This is a genomic window from Parabacteroides caecihominis, assembly GCF_023656785.1.
GTDB classification, from domain to species: domain Bacteria; phylum Bacteroidota; class Bacteroidia; order Bacteroidales; family Tannerellaceae; genus Parabacteroides; species Parabacteroides segnis.
The window spans coordinates 53,386-76,989 of the sequence record NZ_JAMOKS010000018.1 but is presented as its reverse complement, the minus strand read 5'-3'; the positions used below and the strand labels follow the sequence as shown (position 1 = coordinate 76,989).

Sequence of the window (23,604 nt, the reverse complement as noted above, 5' to 3'; positions counted from 1 at the left end):
TATCGTTTTATCGGTATGGCCTTTTTTTATTACTGCAAAATATGTGCAGTGCTTTTTCATTTTATCTTCTCTCTTAATGCACAATATGATATAAATTTGTACAAAAAGATGTTTTAAATATGGCGGTATTAAAGATTCACAGCGATATAGTAGATGAAGAGACAAGGCAAATGAACTTGTTTTGGACCGGAGTGGACGGAACTTCCTTTGATTCCGTCGATGCTTTCATTGAAAGTATTCCGGAAGACGATAACAATATAGAGTTACGATTGAATTGTCGTGGTGGTAATTGTATGGAGGGGTGGACCATTTATGATAAGTTACGTTCAACGGGTAAAGAAATAACAGCCATTATTGAAGGTAAATGTGCATCTATGGCTTCTATCCTTTTGTTGGCTGCTCCTAAAGAACGACGTTATGCCTATCAGAATGCTACACTATTGATACATAATCCTTATATACCGCCTTACACTTTGGCTGATGCTTATGATGCAGAAGATTTACGACGTATGGCGGAGGACTTAGAGGTCGAAACGACAAAGATCGTGAATCTATACGTTGATCGTACCGGCTCCGAGGAAGATGTACTGCGTGCCCTTATGGCAGAGGATAAATTTGTTGATATGGATAAAGCAAAGGAATTAGGCTTTATATCCGAGGTGAAGTCTCCAATATCCGCAAAAGAAAAGCAACCAAAGAAATGGAATCACTCAAAAATAAATAATATGAATCAAGAAAAAAAAGTAACAGTAGCACAGGCTTTTCAAATGCTAGGAGTAGCATTAGGAGTCGTTAAGGCTCCGATTGTCAGTCTTGATCTGTCAACGGCAGACGGAAGCACTTTAACAGTAGAACGTGAAGATGGGGAACCACAGGTCGGTGATACAGCATCCCCGGACGGAGAACATCTTATGCCGGATGGAAGTACAATCGTCGTAGAAGGTGGAGTAATAGCTGAAATCCGCGATCCGGAAGAGGAAAATAATAATGACGAATTGGATGCTGCCAATGCACGAATAACGGAATTGGAAGCTGAACTAACGTCTTTGCGTGCTCAGGCTAAAAGCCAGGACGAACTTGTGATTTTGAATAAGGTCAAAACTATGGGAGGTTTGGAAGGCTTGAAGAAAATTGCAAGTAGCTATGTTCCTGATGCGCGAGGTTTCCAAGGCAATCAAGGTGGACAGGGTGGAAACAGTGATCCGGTTTCTCTGATTGATAAAAAACTGGCTGAAAAACGTGATGCCCGTAAAAAGAAGTTTAACAGATAAAAAATGTTTGTATGCCTAAGTTAGATTTTACAAAATTAACCCCGACAAATCATGCAATTGAGAGTTTGCGTGATTTGTTAAACATGACTGTGTTTCAGGATGAAAACTTGGAGCAGTTTATTACGTCAATGGGTAAAATAGTCCACGGTAAACGCCTTGGCTTCATTGGAGAAATGGAAGATGTCGGTAATGAGGGGGCCGGTTGTAATCCTACCTACAAATCAGTAGGTATTCCGGCTGCTGAAAAGCAGTGGGAACTCGGGGACTGGGAAATTCCTTTGAATCTTTGCTATGAGGATTTGGAAGGAACGATCGCTGATTACTGTTTGAAAACTGGTACTGAAATTGGTGATCTTACATCTACGGAATACATGGATTACATTGTGTTACCCAAATTGGAAGAAGCCATGCGGAAGATGATGTGGCGTATTGCCTGGTATGGTGATAAAGATGCAAAAAATAATGCTGATGGAGGTGTGTTGACATCAGGTGTCGATCCAACCCTGTTTACGATGACCGACGGTTTTTGGAAGCGTATTTTTGCTATTGCTGCCGGTAACTCTAATCAATATACAGAAATCTCAGCGAATGACACTGCATCTTATGCAACCCAGAAATCAGGATTATTGACAAAAGGTGTTGCAACATCTTTGTTTGAAAAAATCCGAATGGATGCAGATGGACGCATTGAGGCAATGGACGGATCGGCTATTTTCTGTACGAAATCTTTGGCTGATGCTTTAGCCTGGGATGCAAAACAAACCTATAATACGATTATGCCGTGGCAGGTTCTGTTTGATGGTCTAAAAATCTCTGAGTGGGATGGTGTGAAAGTTTATTCTATCTCTTTGTTTGACCGATTCACAAAAAAATATCAGGATAATGATACAAAGTTGAATTTACCGCATCGTGCTGTATATACTTCACCCAGTCAGTTACTCATGGGCTATCCGGGTAGTTCTGCTATTTCAGAACTTGATGTGTGGTTCGAACGTAAAGAACGTATGAACTATATCTATTCAACGGGTAAGATCGGTACTCTTATCAAAGAGGACGAACTGATTCATGCTGCTTATTAATAATCCGGGGTATGGTATTCTGTACCCCATCAAATACTCATAGATATGGCAGATTGCGAAAGTTTAATTAAAAAAGATATTGATATCAACTGTGATACACCGGTTACTCGTGGTTTGGAAGCTAATGCAGTAATCATTAATCGTTCGGATATTGATTTTGCAAAAAGCGTGTTTGCTACAGGAAAAAGCAATGTTCTTGAGGCTCTTGTTTTGAAGACAGGAAAGAAAGGATATAAATGTTTCGTACCGGGCAAAACACCCTTTACCGGGACTAAAACAAGTCTGAATGTTGGAACCTATGTAAATACATTCAATAATGAGTTTGCAATTGTGATCCTTGACAACGGACCGGAAACTAGCGAAAGCATTATTGATGGTTTGGCAAATGGGACGTTTGTAGTCGTTTATGAAAACAAACATAAAGGTACAACGAAAGATGCTGCATTCCAGGTTTCCGGTTTTTATCAGGGTATGACTGCAACGACATTGGAGAATGACAAATACAGTGAGGAAACTGAAGGAGGTTGGAAAGCTGTGTTGACAGAAGAACGGGCCCCGAAATCAGGTTTGTTCCTGCATAAAACTGATTATGAAACGACAAAGGCTTTGTTTGATAGTTTGATTGCAGCAGCTTAATACTGTATAGGTATGAGAGTGGATGAACTATTGACAAAAGAAGTGATCGAGCGTTTTCGTCTTCGGAAAGAAACACCGCAAGAACGGGATACGCTCGTTTCTTTGGCTTCTAAAGCTCTATGTCGCAAAATATCCTACACTTGTAGGAACTGTTATTTTGATGCGTTGATGGAACTCGTCAACCTTTATAAAACTAATCGAATATTATTTGAGGAACGTATGAAAGAAAAAAGATATCAGATTGCCAGAGGTGTGTGTATGCCTCTTGGTTTTGGTTCCAGTCGTATGATCGTGTACCAGAATTGTACGGATGAGTTAGCGATCGAATTTTTGTCTTTGGATGAAAAAAACAGTAAGTATTTTGAACGTCTGCCTGATGGATGGAAGGATGATGTTGCAGAATATTTGGATAAGTTGTTAGGGAAAGAACATATTCCTATTGAATTAACTTCTGCCGAATTGGATGCTATCGCCGATATGAAAAGAATGCTTATTGAAGGTATGACAAAAAGAGCTGTAAAGGCGCATTTTGTGGCCTTTGATAAGGTTGGTGATGTGAAAGTAACGAAAAAGTATATTGATTCTTTACTGAAAGAGGCATCTGAACAATTGAAGGCAGAAAGTGAGAAGAAAACAGATGATTCGGGTAAAGATGGTGCATTGGAGAACGGAGAAAATCCGGATCAGACGGAAGTGGATTAATTGATACAATAGACTTGTGAAATATGACAATAGATGAAGTAAAAATACCGAAAATACGTATTCCTGTAGCTGATGTAACCAACCTGGATATACAAAGTTATGGAAAGGGGAATAACTATCCTCAGATGATATTGCAGTTGTTGGGGGCTTCCAGTAATGCAAAAAGTTGTGTTGGTCGGTATGCAAAATTTATTAGAGGTGCAGGTTTCAAAGATTCCTTATTTTACAAGTCTATTGTCAATATGAAAGGCCAGACATGCGATACTTTGCTAAGACTCTGTTCTGATGATTTGGCAAAATTTGGTGGATTTGCTTTGCATATAAATTACAATCTTCTATGTGAGATTACCAGCGTTGAGCATATTCCTTTTGAAGACTGCCGTCTGTGTATTGATGATGATACCGGATATATAGCCAAAATCGGCATACACCCAGATTGGACCTGTTCGAAGGGAAAGAAAAAGATTAAGAAACCCAGTAAAAATACTATTGCCTATACAGATGTGTTTAATCCTAATCCCGACGTTGTACTATCTCAGATTGTGGCAGCTGGAGGTATCGAAGTTTATAAAGGTCAGACGTTATATGTGTCAAAAGATGGGTTCATGGTCTATCCATCTACCATTTACGACAGTGCCATTACTGATATAAGCACCGATGAAGGTTTGGCAAATGTTCGTTATCGTAATGTCAGGAGTAATTTTTTGCCGATGGGTATGTTCGTTTATCCCAAAGGACAGAAAGTCATGGTAGAAGATAAAGATGGAAATTGGGTTGAAGGGACAGAATATCAGAATGGTTTTGATGCAGCGAAATTTAAAGATTTTCAAGGTGATTCCGAAGCATGTAAAATTTTAGGTGTAGGGCGTGAAGATGGAGACGATGTTCCTCAATTTGTCGAGTTCCCAACCAAGAATTTCGATAAAGACTTTACTGTAACGAAGGATGCTGTAGCGGAGGAAATACATGCAGCGTTCAATCAGGAGGTATTTTACCGTATTCGTTCCGGTGCACTGGGGTTTTCAAACGACATTATTAATGATGCCTTTAACTTTTATAATGCTATGACGATCGACGAGCGTGTCCTGATGGAACAAAGTTTCCGATCTGTGTTCTCACATTTTGCATATCCGGTTAATCAAACAAACGACTATTCATTAATTCCTTTAAGTTATGAAGTCCAATCTGTTTAATAAGCAATTAACGGACGTAGATAGTGTAAAAACTACCGTTCGCCCCATGTCAACGCATGTTGATGTTGAAAAAATACTTGTGTACATTGATGAATCCCAGCAGCAGGATATCAAGAATGCTTTAGGTGATAACCTTTTCATTGATTTGCTCCGGTATGTCAATCGATCAGAAGGAGAACCGGCCAACGGTGCCTATGATAATTTACTTCATGGTGGTATCTATAAAAATGGGAATGATGAGTTTATTTTCTCAGGGCTTGAAAAAGCGCTGAAATATTTCGTTTACGCTCGTTTGGTGAAACATGGAGACAGGAACCTGTCACGGGTGGGATTGATGCAGAATCAGGTTGAATATAGCTCACATGCGGAGTTAAAAGAAAAACAGGAAGAATATAAAGAGGCTTTTTCTATTGCTGAAGAACTGATGAATGACTGTCTCCGGTATATCAAGCATAATTCAGATAAGTTTCCTAAATGGAGAAAAGGAAGCATTACTCCGGTTCGTGGTCCTGTAATTTCTAAAATAGGGGACTGATGGAGAACTATACAGATAAATTTCTTTTTGGTCTGATCGAGTTTTTTGCTTGGGCGAAATGGCTTTTCTTCCTGGCTTTGGTCTTGACACTGGGTGATCTGAAATTTGGTATTGCAGCATCCCGGTATCGGAAGGACCCGATCAAACGATCGCGGGCAGTCAGGCGTACAATGGATAAGATTACAAGCTATATCATTTGGGTTGTAATGGCTTATTCGTTCGGACAGGCGTTTGGTCAACCTTTTGGAATTGACTTGTTACCGCTCATCATCCTACTCGTTATATACGGTGTTGAGTTAGAAAGTATATATGTCAACTACTTTGCTGCACGTGGAAAGCATGTAAAGGTGAAGTTCTTGAATTTCTTTGGAAAGAAAACAGATATAATAGAAATAGAAGGTGATAAAAATGAGACAGATAAATAAAATCATAATACATTGTACTGCATCGCGGGAGGGACAACCCCTAACAGTTGTGGATATTGATAAAATGCATCAAGCACGCGGATGGAACGGTATCGGCTATCATTACGTAGTTTATGCTGATGGATCAGTTCATAAAGGGCGACCTGTAGAAAAAGCCGGGGCGCACGTTTCAGGGCATAATGCGGACAGTATAGGCATTTGTTATGTCGGTGGACTAGATGGTTCCGGAAATCCCAAAGATACCCGTACCGAAGCGCAAAAGGCTGCCATCAGTGAATTGGTGAATGAATTGTGCCGGAAGTATCCGAACGTTATAGAAGTAAAGGGACATCGAGATTATTCACCTGATCTAAATGGTAATGGTGTGATTGAACCTTTTGAATGGTTAAAGGTTTGTCCCTGCTTTGACGTACAGAGTGAATTTACTTCGTTCTTTCCCAATGTGAATGTGAAACCATGAAATGGGGGATAATACTTTGGTGTCTGTTTTTTTTATCCGGGTGCGGTTCTAAAAAGCAGAGTTACAGATCGGAAACGGTTAGTACGGCTATCAGTAGTCAAAAGGATAGTTCCCATGTCACGGAATCTGTTCAGCGGACAATTACGGAGTTACTGGAGTATAAAGGAACCGGTATCATAACTATAACAGAGTTATCCAAGCCGGACAGTATCGGGAACCAATATATTGTAAAGACTACCCAGATGGATATCCATTCCGAACAAAAACGATCGGTGACAACGGAAGAGAATAGTGATAAGCAGGAGACGAATACATCTATCCAGGTAAAGGATGAAGGTATAAAAGAGATTGTTACTGATGATGTGCTGATTGATCGGAGGTTTGTTTTACCTAGCTGGGTTTCTGGGTTGATCGTTATTTTGTCCGGTTGTGTAGGTTTGTGGATAGCAAAAAAACTTAAATAGATTTTTTCTCATAGTATATAGTTTAGTTAGTAATGTAGACCGTTTTGCCTGAGATAGGTAGAGCGGTTTTATTATATCAATCTATTAAAGTTGATTTTTAATAAAGAAAAAGCATTTGTTTGTTTGTTAGTAACAAACTTATTCATACATTTGTAATGTCATAATAAACGCGGGTGACGTCCGCATAAGTTCTTTACATTATGGAACAATTGTTCAAAGCTATCCTGGAGATAGCAAAGCAGAATCCTGATGGATTCACGGTTGACCTTACAACCTTAAAAAAGGTCACAAAGGGAATTTCAGTTGCTTATCTTGAAACCCAAGACAGTTTCGGTGAAGATGGACTGAAAAGAGTTCTTAACCATGCTTTAGAGCACGAAAAGAAAGTCGGTGGATGGCTGAATGAGGAAAACCAAGCGTTTTATTTTGACAGCATCCGGATTTTTACAAACCTTGAAGAAGCAAAGCAATTCGGGCGTGAAAATAAACAGATTGCAATTTTCGACCTATCGCATTTGAGACTCATCAAATTGTGAAACCGGGGAGAGGTGAAAGCCTCTCCCTCTCCCTTTTTTAATAAAATAACCGATTGTCAAATCGTAAAATGATAGTTTGTATGAAAAATTTAGATTTGTTACCTCTGTCAGTCGAGAGTAAAAAAAGACTGGAAGAATTTGCAAAACAATATAAGCGTTATGCTCATATTGTTGTTGAAGTGGTCTCTTTTAGTGAAGATCGTTTGATTGTCCGTGCCGAACAAAAGGATATGGTCAATAATGTCTTTCTTTCAAAAAAGGAACTAACAGAACGTACCCGCGAAATGTTTAAGGGGGAGATACCTGAAAACTGGAAACTTACTGTGTCTGCTGTAAACTTTGATCGTAAAGATATTGATAATATGACCATAGACTGGGTTAAATCCCGTATGGAACGTTTAGGATTGCGTAATAAACATCTTAGTAACTATACCGGAATAGATAAATGTACATTGTCATCTTTGCTTTCGGGAGATAAGGAGTTTACGAAATGGCATAAGGTTGCACTTTACTATTTCTTTAAATATTATGAAGTTGCTAGATTCTGAAAAAAGTATTTAAAAAAGAAGAGCTTCCATTGGGTAGTAGTTTTAGGGTAGACATTTACCCTGGTTCAAATACGCTTTTGATTACACAATTGTATTTAGTCTGGCGGGCCCGGTAGTTAATTCTGCTGGGCTTTTCATTCGGGGACAGAATAGGGGACATTTTGGTTTCAGTTTAGTGTTAAATCGTTCTTGTGATATAGTTGGCGAGTTTTGATTGAATGTTGATTTTTCGGAGATATTCATATAGAGAGAAATAGAGTTGAAGAAGTCGTATGTTCTGGTAGAACAACAAAAAAAGGTTTGAAATTCAATTTCAAACCTTTTTTTATTTCTCCTTATTCATTTTCTTTTCCCCATCTGAAGCCGATGCGATCCAGTAGTTGGATGCGTTCGCTGCTGAGTTTACCTCTTCTTCTCAGATAGCCCATTCGCATCCACCAGGAGTAAAGGGATTCTTCTTTTTCGCTCTCGTTCCCAGTCCTTGAGCGAGGGTATCGTTTTTCGTTTGTTATGAATTCGCTGAACTCATGGTACCTTTCGATCCATATCTTTTCGAGTCGTTCCGGCGAACGCCCGTTGCTAGACTGGCTGTCGGACCAGTCAAAACCCAGGTCGGTCAGCTTTTTGATCTGCCTGGGGGTTAGCGTGACGCTTGTATCGTTGCCGTTTTTGTAAGCTCTCATTTTGCTGCACCATTTAGCCAGTCGCGATTCCTCCTGGTCTCTGGTGTGGGCAGGCCAACGGCCGGTGTTGTTGTAGTAATCCCTGACCAGATTGAACGATTCCTTCCAGCTTCTCCTTTTGTTGTACGCATACCAGTTGAATCCAATGTCATCCAGCAATTTGATGCGTTCTTTATTCTGTTTGGTCTTAGGTGTGTTTTTCCGGGTGATTTTTTGGGTTGCACACCAATTGGACAACTTGATCTCTAGCGGGTCCGAAGCACTGCTGGAAGGCCAGCGTTGTTCTTTTTCCCGGAAGATTTTCAGGTTATTATAATTATCCTGCCACCGTTCCGTATTTTTCCGGATCTTGTCTGCGTCGATTCTGTCGATTAATTCAATCTGTTTTCCAGTAAGTTTTTCCGGAGAATGGTTTCTGAGGTACCTGCATCTGCTAATCCATAGGCCCAAACTGCGTTCCTTTGCCTCTTTCGCCGTAGGCACAGGCCATTTGTTATGTTTATCGTAAAAGACAATAATAGCACGCAAGATGCCGTTTCTTTTTTTCTTTCTTTTATTCATATACTTACTACTCTGGATCTTCTTTGTCTGTTATGTATGCTCAAAGATATTCAAATATTTGATTTTTAATAATATCATTTTGACAGAATGTTATTTTATCCCTGTTTTCTATGCTTTTTTACGGGAATATTCACTTCTGTTTTCAAAATATCAGAATCTCGTGAAGATAAAGGAATACAAAGCGCTTGTATTTTATCCGTTATGATGTTGTTTTGATTCGCATTATATTTTGTCAACCAGCATCAAAAAGGCTTTCTTTTAGTTCTTATTTTTAGTCTGATTTCTACTTTTCATCCTTTTAGGGAGATTGTTAAAAAAATCATCCGTATGATTTCATAAATTCATCCGCACAGTTTGCACAAAACTTCCGTATGTTTTCCCTCGAACATACGGAAGAATCGAAAAAACATCCGGTTGATTTTCTGCATTGCCTTTGAAAACCTCCCGAAATTTCCCTTATTTTACCTCTAAGCAACCAAAACTCCTATTTGTGTGTTAGTAAAGAATTTAAAATTCTGACATTTGGAGAGTATAATCACTAAAAAAACAACAGAAATGAAAGCGAGAAAAAAGAAAGAAACGTTGCTGCTGGATGACTTTTTCCGACAGCAGATCGCACATCTGGATGAGAACGAGAACCATTTTACCGCCGCCAACTACCGGAATGCCCGGCAGTCGGTCCGCCGGTTTGTCGGTGAGGAATCCGGCTGTTTTCCTCTGAAAGAGGTGACCGGACAGTGGGTTTCTGATTATGTCGTGTATATGCAGGATACGGACAAGCTGTCTGCCAGCAGCGCCGACTGTTATTACCGCATCCTGCGTGCCGTCTATAATAAAGCCGTCAAACAGTCCCGGGTGGAAGAGGCGGAAGAATATCCCTTCAAATATATCAACATCGCAGTTCCGCCGACATTGAAGCGCGCCCTGTCGGAGACAGAGGTCTGCCGCCTGCGCGATGCGAAGCTGACGGGCGAGAAAGCCCGTGCCCGCGATGTCTTCATGTTCCTTTTCTATGCCCGTGGAATGTGCTTCGTCGATCTTTTCAAATTAAAGAAAAGCGACCTGTACGGCGGGTATATCAATTACAGCCGCAGTAAGACCTCTATGCCGTTGCGTGTAAAGATCATCCCCGAACTGCGCGAGCTGATCGACCGTTACGAAGAGGAAGACAGCCCGTACCTTTTCCCCTTTCTGCACCGTAACCGGTACCATAAAGAAAAGGAAGTGGCGGAACAAAGCGCCCTGAAACGGGTCAACCGCCAGCTGGAAGAAATAGGAAAAGCGCTGGATTTTCCTTTCCCCCTGACCACTTATGTGGCGCGCCATACCTGGGCGACGCTGGTGGAATCCTGCGGAACGGCAACGGCCATCATCAGCCAGGCGTTGGGCCACAGTTCGGAAAGGGTGACACGTATCTATATGAAAGGAATGCCCTCGCATGTGATCGACGAGACGAATGAAGAGATGCTGAATGCATTGATCCGGTATAATTCAAAGAAAGGAAAGGGCAAAAATAAAAAATGTCTGATTCCTTGCAAGAATCGGACATCTCATCGTTCTGTTAAGATTAACCCATGAAAAACACGGGTTATCTGTCTGCAAATGTACGTGTTATTCTACAATAAACAAGGGGAATGTGAAAAAATAAAAATAACTTTATAATCTAATCGGAATAAAAACGGTTCTCCAACCGGTCTATCCTCACAAATAGCTCTTCTCTAAAATGCTGTAATTCAGCGAATACTCTTTCCCCGGAAGGAGATGTCCGATTCTTGCAAGGAATCCGACATCCTGTATGGGGAAATGAGAATGAAAAGATCGGAAAAAAGAAGAAAATTCCAGTTACGGGTCATGTTTTTAGTCTTGTTGCTGCTATTGTTGCCATACGGTTCGTATGGTCAACAGATAGGGATAGGGACGAATGTGTCGTGGTGGCTGACTTCGACGCCGAATGCGGAAGTGGAATTCGGATTGTCTAAAAGGCTGACATTGAACGTGTCAGGCAGTTACAACTCCTGGACATTCTTTCCTGAAGGGATGACCCTGCGGCATTATCTGGTGCAGCCTGAACTTCGTTACTGGCCCTGCAAAAGTTTTGAGGGGCACTTCTTCGGCGTGCATGGACATTACGGTCATTACAATATCGGGCAGGTACCGTTTATCCCGGGTTTGAAGGATTATACCTACCGGGGGGAACTGTATGGTGGCGGTTTTTCATATGGCTATCACTTTGCTATTGGCGGACGGTGGGGATTGGAGTTGTCGCTGGGAGTAGGGTATGCTTACCTGGAATACAATAAGTATGTATGTACGGAATGTGCGGAGCTGGTAGGGAGGTATAAACGGCATTTTGTGGGGCTGACACGGTTGGGAGTGACATTTATTTATTTGATACGCTGAGAGATGGAAAAGCTGTTTTATACGCGGGGATATGACACACCCCTTACCCCCTCTCGAGAGGGGAAGGGTTACTTTCGGACACTGTTATCCGGTGTCGGTCAGGTAGTTAGTGATCGGAGTATCTTCCTCCCCTCTGGAGAGGGGGCAGGGGGTGTGTTATCTTTCCTCCTTCTCGCCTGCCTTTTCCTTTTCTCCCAGCCTGTCTTTTCCCAGACCGGTAACATTCTTTTCACTCCTGAGACTCTTGTTATCCATGATGACAGCATCCGTATAGGCATGAACATAATTGTCCGGAATATCGGGATTCCGACCGACCGTTCCCTGAGCCTGATCCCATCTCTTTGCAGGGACAATAAACAGGTATCCCTTCCTCCGGTAATCCTCTCCGGCCGTCAGCGTTCCCGTTTCGACCAGCGCGAAGAACTGATTGCCCCACATTCTTGTAAAGAAAAACCCTATATGCGGCTTATCGGAATAAAGGAAAAAGATACTTATACTATACATTATAATATAAGCCTCCCTTATGCCGGTTGGATGCGTCACGCTTCCCTCTGTCTAAAACAGGTGGAAAGGGATTGTTGTAAGGAAACCCTTTTGTCCGATACTCTTTTGACAAAAGACATAAACCTGCCCGATCCCTGTACGGGGCTGGAAGAGAAAGGAGGCGAGCCATGAGACTACTGAACCTTTTCTTCCCGGTCCTCCTCACGCTTGCCGGTTGCAATATCGACGGCGAACTGGCCGAATGTCCTTATAACGTAAAGCTGGAATATTGGTATACGGGCAACGGCCGTAAAAACTTATTGACCACCTGTGTTTTCAATCTCCGGGAGTACCTGTTTGATAGCGACGGCATTCTTCGCCAGGTGGTAATGCGTGGGGTGCGGGAAGGTGCATCGGCCGGATATCTGCTGCAACCGGGCGATTATACCTTGGTCAGCTGGGCCAATATAGATTCACTAAGCGAAGTGGCCCCTGCTGAAATCGGCAAAACAACGTTAGAAGAAATTCAACTGTATTCAGGGACTCCGTCCAATACCGGCCGTTTTTTCTACGGGTACCGTTCTTTTTCGGTCGCCCCTTCCGGAGTTACCCGGGGACGTATCGACTTATTGCATGCTTATTTACGGTTACATGTGACAGTCCGGTGGGATGCCAGTGTTCCGGCCAGTACAAACAATTTGCGTATGACGCTGGCCGGACATTACCCGGTCTACCGTTTTTTGCCGAAGCATACATCGGTTAGTCCGGCCGGACAGGAGATTCATATTCCTTCCCGGCCGGAGGAATGCCAGCCGGGAAGACGTTCGATAGATGTGGAAATGGATATATCCCGCCAGGTGAATGGCGAAATCATTGGTTTCCGCCTGCATAATGGGGACCATCCGGTCTTCTGCCTGTTAGCCGATGATAAAGCGCTGATACGTGAAATAGACCTGTACCGTTTTTTTCATACGATGCAGATCGAACTGAGCGGCAATATCCGTCAGGAGTTTGATTTGCAGTTGGTGGTAGATAAGAAAGGGAATGTGAACGTCTCGCTGGCCTATGTGGGTGACTGGATAGACGGGGGTGTCCTGGGAGAAGGAAACTGATACAATAAAACAGCAGTCGGTTGTACTGCCCGGTATAAATTCTAAATAATAACATTATGAAGAAAAAGAAGTATTATTTAATGGCACTGGCGAGCTTGCTGATGGCCGCTTGTAGTGAAGACATGGAAACGTCCGGTCCGGACGAGGGTAACGGCGGGAAAGACGGCAGGGAACTGACCTTCCTGTTTTCGGGAACAGCACAGGGGTACGTCCCTTACACAAAAGCTGAGGGAGGCATTGCCTCGAATGCGGAAAACGAGTTGAGTACGCTTGATATTTATGTGTTCGGTGAGGACTCGCTGAGTAGTGCGAATCCCAAACCGGTTGTATTGGAAGAAATCCTGCGAAGTGGTGCGGACGCCGCTGTTGCAGCCAATACATTTGCACTGACGACTTCGGGGAAAGATAACCTGGTGACTATTTCCGTCGGAGAGGGAAAGAAAAAGAAATTTTATTTTGTAGCGAATGCACGCGATCAACTGTCTTTGGCCGATGTGCAACTGCATAAGACAGACACGGTTTCGTTTAAGGAGAAACTCGGTAACTCGCAGAAAGACCTGATAGCCTGTCCGATGTTGATGAGCGGAAGTTGCGAGATGGTTCTGTCGGATGTGTCGAAAGATAATCCGGTGAAGGTTGAACTGATGCGCCGGGTTGCCCGTTTCGACATCAGTAATGACAGCGAAGAGACGAATTTTGTGATTCAACAGATCGCATTGAGTAATGTTCCCGGACAGGGCCCGTTGTTTGCCGGTAGTGAGTGGGACGCTGCCGAGCGGGTACAATTGCCGTTGATCGACTTCTCGACCGTGAGCGGTTCGAATGCCGGGGTTGCTCCGGGTGTGTTCTATCTGTATCCTACGAATAAGACAACGGAAGAGACTACAGGAGAGATTAAATTCAATCTGATCGGTCATAGTTCGAGTAGTGAGGATACACAGGTAGTTCCGGTTAAATTCTTTGATATACACGGTGCTCCGGTCAGTATTCAGGCCAATCACCGGTATACGGTGCAGGTCGACCCAGCAGGTCAGGGCAGTTTGACTGCCACATTGAAAGTCGAAGACTGGCTTGTGGGCGATACGATGGATGTTCAGACGGATTGGGGAACGATTGGACTGAGTTGTGGGGATGCAGCCTTTAAAGATAATAGGCTTACATTCGAGGCGGAAAAGGCGGCGGATGCGGATACTCCAATTACATTGTCTGTTGCTTGTGATGGTGTGTGGGAATTGGAAAAGGACGGAAGTCTGGATTGGCTGGAAGCAAAAGTCGTTACAGGCGAGGGCGGAGTCACTAATTCATTTACCGTTCAAATACTTACAACTAATTATTCAGCCGAACAGCGTCAGGGTGTTATAACCGTTGTAAATAAAAACCAACCGTCTGTTCGTCAGTCGTTAATTGTCGTTCAGAAAGGAAATCAACAGGCTGCAATCACATTCTCAGCCGACCTTTCGTCGATTGGGGGAGCTTCGCTGATTGGGAATGTCTTGAAGATGCCGGCAAGCCAAAAGGAAGCTATAACGGTTCAGGTTGCGACCGGTATTTCCGGTTGGAAACTAAAGGACGGTTCATATACGGGACTGAGCGTAAGTAAGACGGATGATGCACTTTCTATTACTCCTGCGGAAAACAAAAGTACAAACAGCCGTACAAATACAATCACGCTAACAGACGGGAGCGGTAACGATTTGACAACTCTCCGGGTCATTCAAAGCGGTGTAAAAGTGGGAACAATAGTGGTAAAATGCACGGATCTGGAAGAAACCGGAACAGGAAGCTATTCTTTGGCTGTAGATGCTAAAGGATTCCCGGAAACAGGGCAGGAAACAGGTCAGAATAATCACCGGAAGATATCGGTTGTGGCTATTACCGGGTGGGAGTATGATATTATTTATCCCTGGGATGAAGTGCAGGAGGGAGGAACAGTAGAGAAAGGAACAGAATGGTTGAGTGTGTATAATAAAGATACTAATAATGGTATAACAGAAAATCTGGGAACTCATAACGGTTCTTTTTATTTGAAAGCAACAGCAAATGAGACAGGTGAAGCACGTACGGCAAAAATAAAAATATTGGATACGGCGACTTATACGTCTTCTGCCACTATCACCATTACCCAGGCAGCGGCTGTAACTGAATAGAATTAAAAACAAACAACATAATAACAAAAGATTATGATAAAAAAGATAGCAATACTTTCTCTCTTGTTATTGGGACTCCTGATAGCTTGCGAGGGAAAGGAAGAATTAATAAAAGAGAATCCCGATTATGTAGAAGAAGGATATGGTGTGCTGAAACTGACGTTGAACAGTTCGACGGCGACAAAGGCGGTAGGTGATCCTCTGACCGGTGACGGTGATGTTACCTTGAAAGGTGAAAGTGATATCAAAAACGTGGCATTCTTTATTCATACGGAAGGTACAGCCGACGGAAACGGACATTTTCAGGCTTATTTTAGTGGAAATAAGGATAGTGATAATGACTTTGTGGATCTGACTGTAGAGAATGGAAATTGCAGTTCGGCAATTCTGCGTTTCCGCAGTGATGCCTGGCAAAACCCGCAGGTAATGGTTATCGCCAATTATGAAGAGGGCGGCACGCTGGCAAACCAACTGAAAAATATAAAAAGCTGGGAGGAGCTGAAGAATGTGACGGTTAATGCAGTTGTGGAAGAACCCGAAAATCCGGATGAAGGCGGTGGGGAACCTGCTTCGGTAACTTCAAATGCCCCGTCTTCTCCTTTACTGATGTATACGCTTCAAACGATCGATCAGTGGAAAATGTCGGAAGGTCGTGTGGGCGGTGGTCCGGCAACAGTTACATTTGTGTTGCAGCGTTTGGTGTCGCGTATCGATATCCGTAACTATGCAAATCTGGGAACAGTGGATGCGGACAAAAGATTTGTATTGGAATCGGTAGAAATAGTAAATCCAAATTCGGACCCGTCTTTAATGGCAACGGCAGAGCAGAAGGCTGTGTCGGGAGACCCGATTGTTTATCCGGAAGCAGATGGCGCTATTTCTGTGGATGCGGAAGGGGACGGACATCAGTATATAGACGGTTTGTATGTCTATGAAAATTCAAATAAGGAGGATGCTACTGCTACCTATTTAAGGATAAAAGGTAAATTAAACGGTGATGCTTATCAAAAGGTTGTTCTTCTTCAAACGCAGCTTGCGCCTGTAGAACCGATAGCCTTGCAACGCAATCATCGTTATGTTGTTAATATTATGCCGGAGGCGGAACGGCAGGAGGTCTCGTTTAGCATAGAGGTGTTGGATTGGGATGAAGGGGAAACGCTGTATGCACAACCTTCTTTCCCGGCTCCGAAATGGGAGTCGGTAGCTGTACCGAATACCGGATTTACTTGGACTTCCGCTACAAAAACATTGGGCGTTACCTCTGCAACAACAGCTGTTTCAGGTACATTCAAATTTAAAACGACCGGAAATTGTGCAACGGAGGTTAGTGTCTTTTATAGATATGATTATGGAGGAACCTCGCTGACAACAAAGGGAGAGAGTTCTCCGGAAAAGCCAGATTGGGTAGTACGTGGAAAACCTACTTTTTCATTCGAAAGTTCAAAAGTAGTAACGGCTTATGATGTAGCGATACCCAAACAGGTGGAGGCCGAACTAGTTCCATTGGATATCCTGGTCTGTACAAGAAATGCGAATAGTAATACCTATAATGATACGCTTGTCATACAGTACCGTCCGGAGTATGCGGATGCAGCACATGCATTTGAAAGTGGTGAGACAGGGAATAAGATACCTCATTTAGTAGGTGGAAGGTATTGGGCTCCGGTTAATCTAGGGGCGACAAAGATTTTTGCAGGTACTAATTATAATATGCCGTCGAAATTGGTAGATGATGATGCAATGAATGAATTTTCTGCTTATACCGGATTGTGTTATCAGTGGGGGCGTCCTGTTGGATTTGGGGGCGATGTAACTAAAATTGTAACAACAACTAAAGCTACTTTTAATGAAGATAGAACAATATCATATACAGACGAAGGAGATGCTACTAAGTTTATTAAAGTTTCAGGAGATTGGTGTGACCAAAATGAGGCCATTGGACAGCGCAGATGGAATGGCGGAACCAATGCTAGTCCTATAAAAGTGAAGAATGATCCTTGCCCACGCGGATGGCGCATGCCAACATCTGGTAATATGGGTCTATTGGATAGTAATGGCAGATCAGAGTCGGTTGATGGTAAGTATAAAAAGATAAAAGACGACGACAATACGAATCTGTTCATGTATTTACCGGCTTCCGGATTTTATTCAGGGGCATTGGGGAGAGATAATGGAGGACGTGATCTGGGAGGTGGCCGTTATTATGTGGCTGCTCTTTGTCTCCCAGGATATAATGCGCCTAATTATCTCTTTTTTGGAGGGTCTGCTGGTTCTTATCAGGCTTCTGCCTGTCCTATCCGTTGTATCCAAAATGATGGTCCGGAGATTGTAGAAGTAACAGAGTAATCTATCATGAACAAGCAGGAATTTGCCACTGGTATATCCGAAAAGATGAAAATCCCGCAGTCGGAAGCATTGCGCTTTATCCGTGCGATGCAGGAAACAGTTTCCGAGGAACTGGGCAGGGATGGTGTATTAGTTTTGCAAGGTTTTGGAACTCTTACTCCCTGGCAACAGACGGAACGAGCAGGCCGTAACCCCAAAACGGGAGTGCCTTGCCTGATCCCGCCCCGCGTCAGTGTAAAGTTCAAACCCGGCAAGCAATTGCTGGATTATCTGAACCGAACGGAATGATATGAAAACATCTGATATTACAGGTTGTGTCCTGTAATGACAGAAAGAGAAACCGGCTGTCCTTTCCCTCTCCATGCTAAGGAGAGGCGGGCAGCCGGTTTTGTGCTTCGGGACTGGCTGGGAGTGGTATCGAAAAACTAATTTTTTCGGTACCACATATCATGAAAAAGCTATTAAAAGAAATGCAGTTGCAATTTGGCAACGTGCCTACCATTGCGTCGTTCGACGCGAAGTTGAAAACCTTCGAAGAACCTGTCCGCAAGGAATACCGCCTCAAACTCTGCCGCCTGGCATTCGGTTATTACGACTCCCTTCCCGGCCCGTTTCGTAAATTTACGGATGCTTACCTGAAACATGACCGTAATTTGTACGTCGATTACCTGACCGGCCATACCCCAATCGGCAAACTACGTTTTCAATTGCGTTATCCCAAATTGTTCCTTATCATATTGTATATACTTGAAACAGCCGGCAAGAAAGGCCGTGTCAAATACCATCATCTGGCCGCTTGCCTGCTACTCGCATTTTCTTTTCATTATAAATTGGATACTCTGGATAATTATCTCTGCCATTCGCAACCGGATGTGGACGATCTGTGTGAGTTCCTTCTTTTGATAGGGAAAATCGTGGTAGGGTAGTGAGCCTATTTATGGAAATAATGATTACCTTTGCCTCCACATAACCAAAAGAAAGGAGAAAATTTATGGCAAGACCTATCAAGGAAACCCCGATACTTTACGGGGAAGATGCCCGGAGATTTCTGGAACGGATGAAGAACCCGCCCAAGGAAACGAAGGAAGAAAGAGAAAGAAGAGTGAGAAACTATGAGGCTGCAATGAAAATGCTAATAAAATAAAGGTATGGAGCAGCAAATTAGTGATTATCTTTCATCTGTTTATAATATACGCAGACTGAAAAGAAGAGAATTAATAAAATCGTTCGATTGCGGAGACGCTGATTTGAACGATTTTATTTTGAAAGAATCTTCTCTTTACCGGCAAGCCTTGCTTGCAGTAAGCTATGTGATTGAGAGTAAACAAGACAGCAATATTATTTCTGCCTATTTCAGTTTGGCAAATGATAAGGTTTCTTTGAACGACTTTGACAGCAAGACGGAGTTTAACCGCTTTCGTAAGTTTCGTTTTGTGAATGAGAAGCGATTGAAAAGTTATCCAGCCGTGAAGATATGCCGTCTGGGTGTTCAAGCCGAAGCAAAAGGTTTACATATGGGATCTTTTCTTCTTGATTTCATTAAAAGTTACTTTTTGATGGACAACAAGACCGGTTGCCGTTTTCTGACGGTGGATGCCTATGCCGATGCTATTCCTTTTTATATAAAGAATGGTTTCGTTCCTTTAAATGAGGAGGATGCCGGTGCCGTTACCCGCTTGCTATATTTCGATTTAGCAACGATAGCTGATGATGAATTAGACGATTAATCTCTTTGGTTAGTACAAATAGCATAATTTTGCCTGTCCCGCCTTGCAATAGAACGAGTTGCAAGGCGGGGCGTTTTGTTTTGGCATGTTGTGAGGACTTAAATGTAAAAAAGAAAAAACTAAAAGCCTATAAAAAAGTTCCTGTTTACCTTCCTGAATTAGATCGTGTAAATTTAATATTTTATTTCAAACTATCTGAATATTAGTATTTTGCCTGTTGTTATTCAGGAATTTCTCTCTTTTTTCCTGTCGTACTTTTGCACTGTAGTCAATTACAAGTATCTAACATTTAAAACTTAAAAGTTATGAGTTTAAAATTTAAGAAAGTACAGCGAAAGATCATGTTCGGGGCAGACAAGGACAAAGTGAAAACCTATGCAATGGCGAAAGCCTCCGGCTATTGCGATATGGCAAAGTTGTGTGAACTGATCTCCAATCGTTCGGCGATGTCGAGTGCCGATGTGAAGGCAATCCTCGACTCGCTGAACTGGGCGATGGGGTTGGAACTTCGTTCGGGAAACATTGTACAGGTTGGTGAGTTCGGTAATTTCCGTTTGTCGGTCAAATCAACCGGTACGGAAAATGAAGACGATTTCAATGCTTCTAAAATTAAAAAGGCCCGTATCGTATTTACGCCGGGATCAAGCCTGCGCTGGTCGAACCAGATCACGAAGTTTGAAGAAGAAGCGGAGAAGAAAGAGAACGGTTCGGAAGGCGGTGGAGGCGATCGTCCGGAGATTGAGTGATCCGGCGGATTTCAATGGTAATAAGGAATAATAACAAGGCCTTATGAAACGATTGACAATCCAGTTAGTAATGGCAATCCTGCTCGTTCTGAGCGGGATTGTCCTTCTCTTCTCCGGCTTTTGGATCGCTCCCTCCGGAGAAATCCATAACAGCGTTCTCGTCGCTTTCGGAGAGATCAGCACCTTTGCCGGCGCCTTGTTCGGTGTCGATTATTCATACAAAATAAAACAAGTAAAAGATGAAAAAGAACATTAGTAGAGACTTTACCTGAGAAGAAATGACTTATAGTTGCATCGCGATTCTGAACGGTTTGCCTAATAATCCGCCCGAAGAGGCCCGTTGTGCTCTTTGTGAATTGGTAAAATGCCTTCTCCAGCCGCTCCGTATTGCTTACAACAAACCGATTGTAGTCACCAGCGGCTATCGCAGCCCGGAAGTAAACCGCCTGGTCGGTGGTGTCCGTTCCAGCCAGCATGTGAAAGGGGAGGCGGCAGATTGTTATGTCCCTGATATTTATTTCCTGTTGGATACTCTTAAAAAGAGCGACCTGCCCTTCGACCAGGCAATTCTCTATCGAAAGAAGCATTTCCTGCATTTATCATACCGGGTGAATGGAAAGCAGAGACGTCAGGTATTATATAAATGAACCGGTATGATGAGATATCAAAAAAACTGTTTCGGAATGGTGAGCGTCCTGTTGTTTCTTTTATACCTGTTGTCCGGTTGTCATACCGGACGGCTAAGCAGTGTGCAACATGTCCAACGAGAAGCTGCTTCAACCCGGATGCTTACTTATTCCGATAGCTTGCATTTGTCTCAACAGATCCAAACCTCCTGTTGGGAAAAGTATCATCTTGAACATATCGAATTTTTTTCACCGGATAGTATGGAAAAGCAATATGTTCGTTCGGTAACAAGGTTAGTAGGGGATAAAGGTTCGGAGTTGTCCTCTGCTGTTTCGAAGAATGTAAAAAACGAAGAAAAAGTATCTATCGATAAAAAGGAAAAAATTGAAACAAACAAAAGTACAAAGGTCTCCTCTTCTTTTTGGTGGGGAGGGGTGATATTGCTGGTAATTGGAGGGGGATGGTTGGTGAGAAAAACATTCAGGAATAACTCTGACTGTGTAAGAATTTTCTGAAAAAGTCCTCAAATATTGTGGATTTTGAGGTTTTTATTTTACCTTTGTATTCGAATGATTATAATTGGAGCATGGAAATAAGGTTCGACAAGAAATATTTGGAGGAGTTGTATTTAAAAGGGGAGACTTCCGATAAAAAGCATCGCTTTCAACCTCAAATTATAGCAAAATACCGTAAGACGGTTGATTTGCTGGAATCGTTGTCGGTTGTAGAGGATCTTTTCCGCTATCATTCGTTACATTACGAGTCACTCGTTGGAGACAAGGCAGGACTGGAGTCGGTCAGGGTGAACGATCAATATCGTGTTGAGTTTAAGACGACGAAAGTGGTTTCTGAAGTAGTGGTCACCGTATGTAATATCATTGAATTGTCTAATCATTATAAATAAGAAGCAGATATGGCTACAGTAAAATTTGGATATACACCAACCCATCCCGGAGAAGTGCTTAAGGATGAAATAGAATACCGTAAAATTTCACAGCGGCAACTGGCACAACAGATAGGTATACCCTACAAAGCTCTAAATGACCTGTTGAATGGGCGACGTTCGTTGACCACTGCGACAGCTATGATGCTAGAAGCGGCGCTGGACATCCCTGCTGATTCACTGATGCGCTTGCAACTGAAATATAATATGCAGCAAGCTAGTAACGATCAAACGTTTATGGAACGTCTAAACCAAATACGTAAGTTTGTCGCTTTGTTGTAAGGTGGTATTTGTATGAGAGAAATATAAATAAAACAGCCGCAAATTTCAGGACAAGAGATTTGCGGCTGTTTTATATATTGATCAGAAATGATTAATTCTGTTCTTTCAGGATCACATCGTGTGCACCACCTTCTACGATACTTGTTGAAGATACCAGTGTGATCTTGGCATTTTTCTGTAAATCAGGAATTGTGATGGCTCCGCAGCTACACATAGTAGCTTTGATTTTACCTAATGTCAGATTGAGGTTGTCTTTCATCTTTCCGGCATAAGGCACGTAGCTGTCTACTCCTTCTTCAAACTTCAGTGAAGCGGTGCCTCCCATATCGTAACGTTGCCAGTTCTGGGCACGGTTTGAACCTTCACCCCAGTATTCTTTTACGAAATTATTGCCGATGCGCAGTTTCTTTGTAGGAGACTCGTCGAAACGGGCGAAATAACGTCCCATCATCAGGAAGTCGGCACCCATTGCCAGGGCAAGTACCATATGGTAGTCATGTACCAGGCCGCCGTCGCTACAGATAGGAACATAAATACCGGTCTGTTCTTTATATTCGTCACGCGCCTGGGCGACATCGATCAGGGCAGTAGCTTGTCCGCGTCCGATACCTTTCTGTTCACGGGTAATACAGATAGAACCGCCACCGATACCTACTTTGATGAAATCGGCTCCGGCTTTTACCAGATATAAGAAACCTTCTCTGTCTACCACGTTTCCGGCACCAACCTTAACTTTATCGCCATATTCTTTTTTGATCCATTGCAATGTTTCGCATTGCCATTCGGAGTAACCGTCGGAAGAGTCGATACATAATACATCTACACCGGCTTCGACCAATGCGGGAACACGCTCCATATAGTCGCGGGTATTGATACCGGCACCAACCAGCAACTTCTTATCTGCACCGGAAAGTTCGTTCGGGTTTTCGCGGTGGTTGTCATAATCCTTGCGGAATACGAAATAAGCCAGATTCTGATCCTTGTCTATGATAGGAAGTGTATTCAGTTTATGATCCCAGATGATCTGGTTGGCTTCTTTCAACGAGATGCCGACTTCGCCGACGATCAGTTTGGAGAAAGGAGTCATGAACTCTTTTACTTTTGTGGAAAGATCGTCTTTTTCGGCCCGATAGTCGCGGCTGGTAACCAATCCGAGCAGTTTACCGTTAGGAGTTCCGTCGTCGGTAATACCGATTGTGGAATGTTCTGTCTGATTAACCAGGTCGATAACGTCGGCCAACGTGTTTTCGGGAGTCAGGTTAGAGTCGCTGGTGACAAAACCTGCTTTGAACTTTTTCACTCTTCTGACCATCTCTGCCTGGCTGGCGATTGGCTGTGAACCGAAAATGAATGAAAGACCACCGTTACGGGCCAGTTCGATAGCCAGCTCAGGACCGGATACCGATTGCATGATTGCCGAAACAAACGGGATATTTAATTCAATAGGAGACTTCTCGCCGACATTGTGTTTGACAAGTGATGTTTTCAGTGAAACGTTTGTGGGCACACATTGTTTGGTGGTCAAACCGGGAATAAGCAGGTATTCTCCGAAGGTTCTAGATACATCGTTTAAGTAAACTGCCATATGATTAATATTTACAGGATGAATTTTTGTGCAAAAGTACTGAATTCTGTTCAGATATGTTTTCATTTAGGTGCATTTTTCATACTAATTAAAGGACTATTGTCTGAGGAAGG

The 23,604-nt window shown here is 42.8% G+C and carries 29 protein-coding genes; 27 read left to right on the top strand and 2 right to left on the bottom strand.

Annotation, left to right across the window (positions count from 1 at the left end; all coding sequences use genetic code 11):
* Positions 1-119: 119 nt before the first annotated feature.
* From NBH14_RS16205 to NBH14_RS16155, 11 genes are all read left to right on the top strand, one after another.
* On the top strand, positions 120-1,271 hold the full coding sequence (locus NBH14_RS16205; protein ID WP_186960005.1) for a Clp protease ClpP: 1,152 nt from the start codon (positions 120-122) through the stop codon (positions 1,269-1,271).
* 11 nt (positions 1,272-1,282) lie between these two features.
* Positions 1,283-2,350, top strand: a complete 1,068-nt coding sequence (locus NBH14_RS16200) for a hypothetical protein (RefSeq protein WP_186960006.1) — start codon at positions 1,283-1,285, stop codon at positions 2,348-2,350.
* Positions 2,351-2,395: 45 nt separating this feature from the next.
* Positions 2,396-2,986 (top strand): hypothetical protein, encoded by a 591-nt coding sequence (locus NBH14_RS16195; RefSeq protein ID WP_028729654.1) that lies wholly within the window; start codon positions 2,396-2,398, stop codon positions 2,984-2,986.
* Positions 2,987-2,998: 12 nt separating this feature from the next.
* Positions 2,999-3,688, top strand: coding sequence for a hypothetical protein (locus NBH14_RS16190; protein WP_186960007.1), 690 nt, complete (start codon positions 2,999-3,001; stop codon positions 3,686-3,688).
* Between the two features lie 23 nt (positions 3,689-3,711).
* Entirely contained in the window at positions 3,712-4,881 is a 1,170-nt protein-coding gene (locus tag NBH14_RS16185) for a hypothetical protein (RefSeq protein WP_186960008.1), read from the top strand.
* On the top strand, positions 4,862-5,416 hold the full coding sequence (locus NBH14_RS16180) for a DUF6712 family protein (RefSeq protein WP_186960009.1): 555 nt from the start codon (positions 4,862-4,864) through the stop codon (positions 5,414-5,416). Before NBH14_RS16185 ends, NBH14_RS16180 begins: the two co-directional genes overlap by 20 nt.
* Complete coding sequence (locus NBH14_RS16175) at positions 5,416-5,841, top strand: phage holin family protein (protein WP_186960010.1); 426 nt, start codon at positions 5,416-5,418, stop codon at positions 5,839-5,841. Before NBH14_RS16180 ends, NBH14_RS16175 begins: the two co-directional genes overlap by 1 nt.
* Positions 5,825-6,301, top strand: coding sequence for an N-acetylmuramoyl-L-alanine amidase (locus NBH14_RS16170; protein WP_186960011.1), 477 nt, complete (start codon positions 5,825-5,827; stop codon positions 6,299-6,301). The genes NBH14_RS16175 and NBH14_RS16170 overlap by 17 nt, the downstream gene beginning before the upstream one ends.
* Positions 6,298-6,765, top strand: a complete 468-nt coding sequence (locus NBH14_RS16165; protein ID WP_186960012.1) for a hypothetical protein — start codon at positions 6,298-6,300, stop codon at positions 6,763-6,765. Before NBH14_RS16170 ends, NBH14_RS16165 begins: the two co-directional genes overlap by 4 nt.
* A 200-nt stretch (positions 6,766-6,965) precedes the next feature.
* Positions 6,966-7,301, top strand: coding sequence for a hypothetical protein (locus NBH14_RS16160; protein WP_186960013.1), 336 nt, complete (start codon positions 6,966-6,968; stop codon positions 7,299-7,301).
* An 80-nt stretch (positions 7,302-7,381) separates the two neighbouring features.
* Positions 7,382-7,849: a hypothetical protein gene (locus NBH14_RS16155; RefSeq protein ID WP_186960014.1), complete on the top strand. Its 468-nt coding sequence runs from the start codon at positions 7,382-7,384 to the stop codon at positions 7,847-7,849.
* Positions 7,850-8,184: 335 nt separating this feature from the next.
* Here the strand turns inward: NBH14_RS16155 and NBH14_RS16150 are convergent, their stop codons facing one another.
* A complete protein-coding gene (locus NBH14_RS16150) occupies positions 8,185-9,093 on the bottom strand; it encodes a helicase associated domain-containing protein (protein WP_186960015.1) in 909 nt (302 codons plus the stop codon).
* Positions 9,094-9,648: 555 nt separating this feature from the next.
* Between NBH14_RS16150 and NBH14_RS16145 the strand changes: the two genes are divergently transcribed.
* The 16 genes from NBH14_RS16145 to NBH14_RS16070 all read left to right on the top strand — a co-directional run bounded on the left by NBH14_RS16145 (position 9,649) and on the right by NBH14_RS16070 (position 21,906).
* A complete protein-coding gene (locus NBH14_RS16145; protein ID WP_186960016.1) occupies positions 9,649-10,671 on the top strand; it encodes a tyrosine-type recombinase/integrase in 1,023 nt (340 codons plus the stop codon).
* A 231-nt stretch (positions 10,672-10,902) separates the two neighbouring features.
* Complete coding sequence (locus tag NBH14_RS16140) at positions 10,903-11,493, top strand: DUF3575 domain-containing protein (protein WP_250817650.1); 591 nt, start codon at positions 10,903-10,905, stop codon at positions 11,491-11,493.
* 3 nt (positions 11,494-11,496) lie between these two features.
* Positions 11,497-12,168, top strand: coding sequence for a DUF3868 domain-containing protein (locus NBH14_RS16135; protein WP_186960017.1), 672 nt, complete (start codon positions 11,497-11,499; stop codon positions 12,166-12,168).
* Positions 12,165-13,088, top strand: a complete 924-nt coding sequence (locus NBH14_RS16130) for a FimB/Mfa2 family fimbrial subunit (RefSeq protein WP_186960018.1) — start codon at positions 12,165-12,167, stop codon at positions 13,086-13,088. The genes NBH14_RS16135 and NBH14_RS16130 overlap by 4 nt, the downstream gene beginning before the upstream one ends.
* A 56-nt stretch (positions 13,089-13,144) precedes the next feature.
* Positions 13,145-15,235, top strand: coding sequence for a BACON domain-containing protein (locus NBH14_RS16125; RefSeq protein WP_186960019.1), 2,091 nt, complete (start codon positions 13,145-13,147; stop codon positions 15,233-15,235).
* Positions 15,236-15,268: 33 nt separating this feature from the next.
* Complete coding sequence (locus NBH14_RS16120) at positions 15,269-17,581, top strand: hypothetical protein (RefSeq protein ID WP_186960020.1); 2,313 nt, start codon at positions 15,269-15,271, stop codon at positions 17,579-17,581.
* A gap of 6 nt (positions 17,582-17,587) precedes the next feature.
* Positions 17,588-17,869: an HU family DNA-binding protein gene (locus NBH14_RS16115; RefSeq protein ID WP_186960021.1), complete on the top strand. Its 282-nt coding sequence runs from the start codon at positions 17,588-17,590 to the stop codon at positions 17,867-17,869.
* Positions 17,870-18,030: 161 nt separating this feature from the next.
* Entirely contained in the window at positions 18,031-18,507 is a 477-nt protein-coding gene (locus tag NBH14_RS16110) for a hypothetical protein (RefSeq protein ID WP_186960022.1), read from the top strand.
* Between the two features lie 65 nt (positions 18,508-18,572).
* Complete coding sequence (locus tag NBH14_RS16105; RefSeq protein ID WP_186960023.1) at positions 18,573-18,725, top strand: hypothetical protein; 153 nt, start codon at positions 18,573-18,575, stop codon at positions 18,723-18,725.
* Positions 18,726-18,729: 4 nt separating this feature from the next.
* Positions 18,730-19,308 carry a GNAT family N-acetyltransferase gene (locus NBH14_RS16100; RefSeq protein ID WP_186960024.1) on the top strand — a complete coding sequence of 193 codons (579 nt, stop codon included), beginning with the start codon at positions 18,730-18,732 and terminating at the stop codon, positions 19,306-19,308.
* 305 nt (positions 19,309-19,613) lie between these two features.
* Positions 19,614-20,054, top strand: a complete 441-nt coding sequence (locus tag NBH14_RS16095; protein WP_186960025.1) for an HU family DNA-binding protein — start codon at positions 19,614-19,616, stop codon at positions 20,052-20,054.
* Positions 20,055-20,097: 43 nt separating this feature from the next.
* Positions 20,098-20,310 (top strand): hypothetical protein, encoded by a 213-nt coding sequence (locus NBH14_RS16090; protein ID WP_186960026.1) that lies wholly within the window; start codon positions 20,098-20,100, stop codon positions 20,308-20,310.
* A gap of 22 nt (positions 20,311-20,332) precedes the next feature.
* Positions 20,333-20,701 (top strand): D-Ala-D-Ala carboxypeptidase family metallohydrolase, encoded by a 369-nt coding sequence (locus NBH14_RS16085; protein WP_186960027.1) that lies wholly within the window; start codon positions 20,333-20,335, stop codon positions 20,699-20,701.
* 6 nt (positions 20,702-20,707) lie between these two features.
* Positions 20,708-21,196 (top strand): hypothetical protein, encoded by a 489-nt coding sequence (locus NBH14_RS16080; protein WP_186960028.1) that lies wholly within the window; start codon positions 20,708-20,710, stop codon positions 21,194-21,196.
* A gap of 71 nt (positions 21,197-21,267) precedes the next feature.
* Positions 21,268-21,585 (top strand): type II toxin-antitoxin system RelE/ParE family toxin, encoded by a 318-nt coding sequence (locus NBH14_RS16075; RefSeq protein ID WP_186960029.1) that lies wholly within the window; start codon positions 21,268-21,270, stop codon positions 21,583-21,585.
* A gap of 9 nt (positions 21,586-21,594) precedes the next feature.
* Positions 21,595-21,906, top strand: a complete 312-nt coding sequence (locus NBH14_RS16070; protein WP_186960030.1) for a HigA family addiction module antitoxin — start codon at positions 21,595-21,597, stop codon at positions 21,904-21,906.
* Between the two features lie 91 nt (positions 21,907-21,997).
* On the opposite strand, the gene NBH14_RS16065 is transcribed toward NBH14_RS16070, so the two are convergent.
* Complete coding sequence (locus tag NBH14_RS16065; RefSeq protein ID WP_007658983.1) at positions 21,998-23,491, bottom strand: IMP dehydrogenase; 1,494 nt, start codon at positions 23,489-23,491, stop codon at positions 21,998-22,000.
* Between the last annotated feature and the right edge of the window lie 113 nt (positions 23,492-23,604).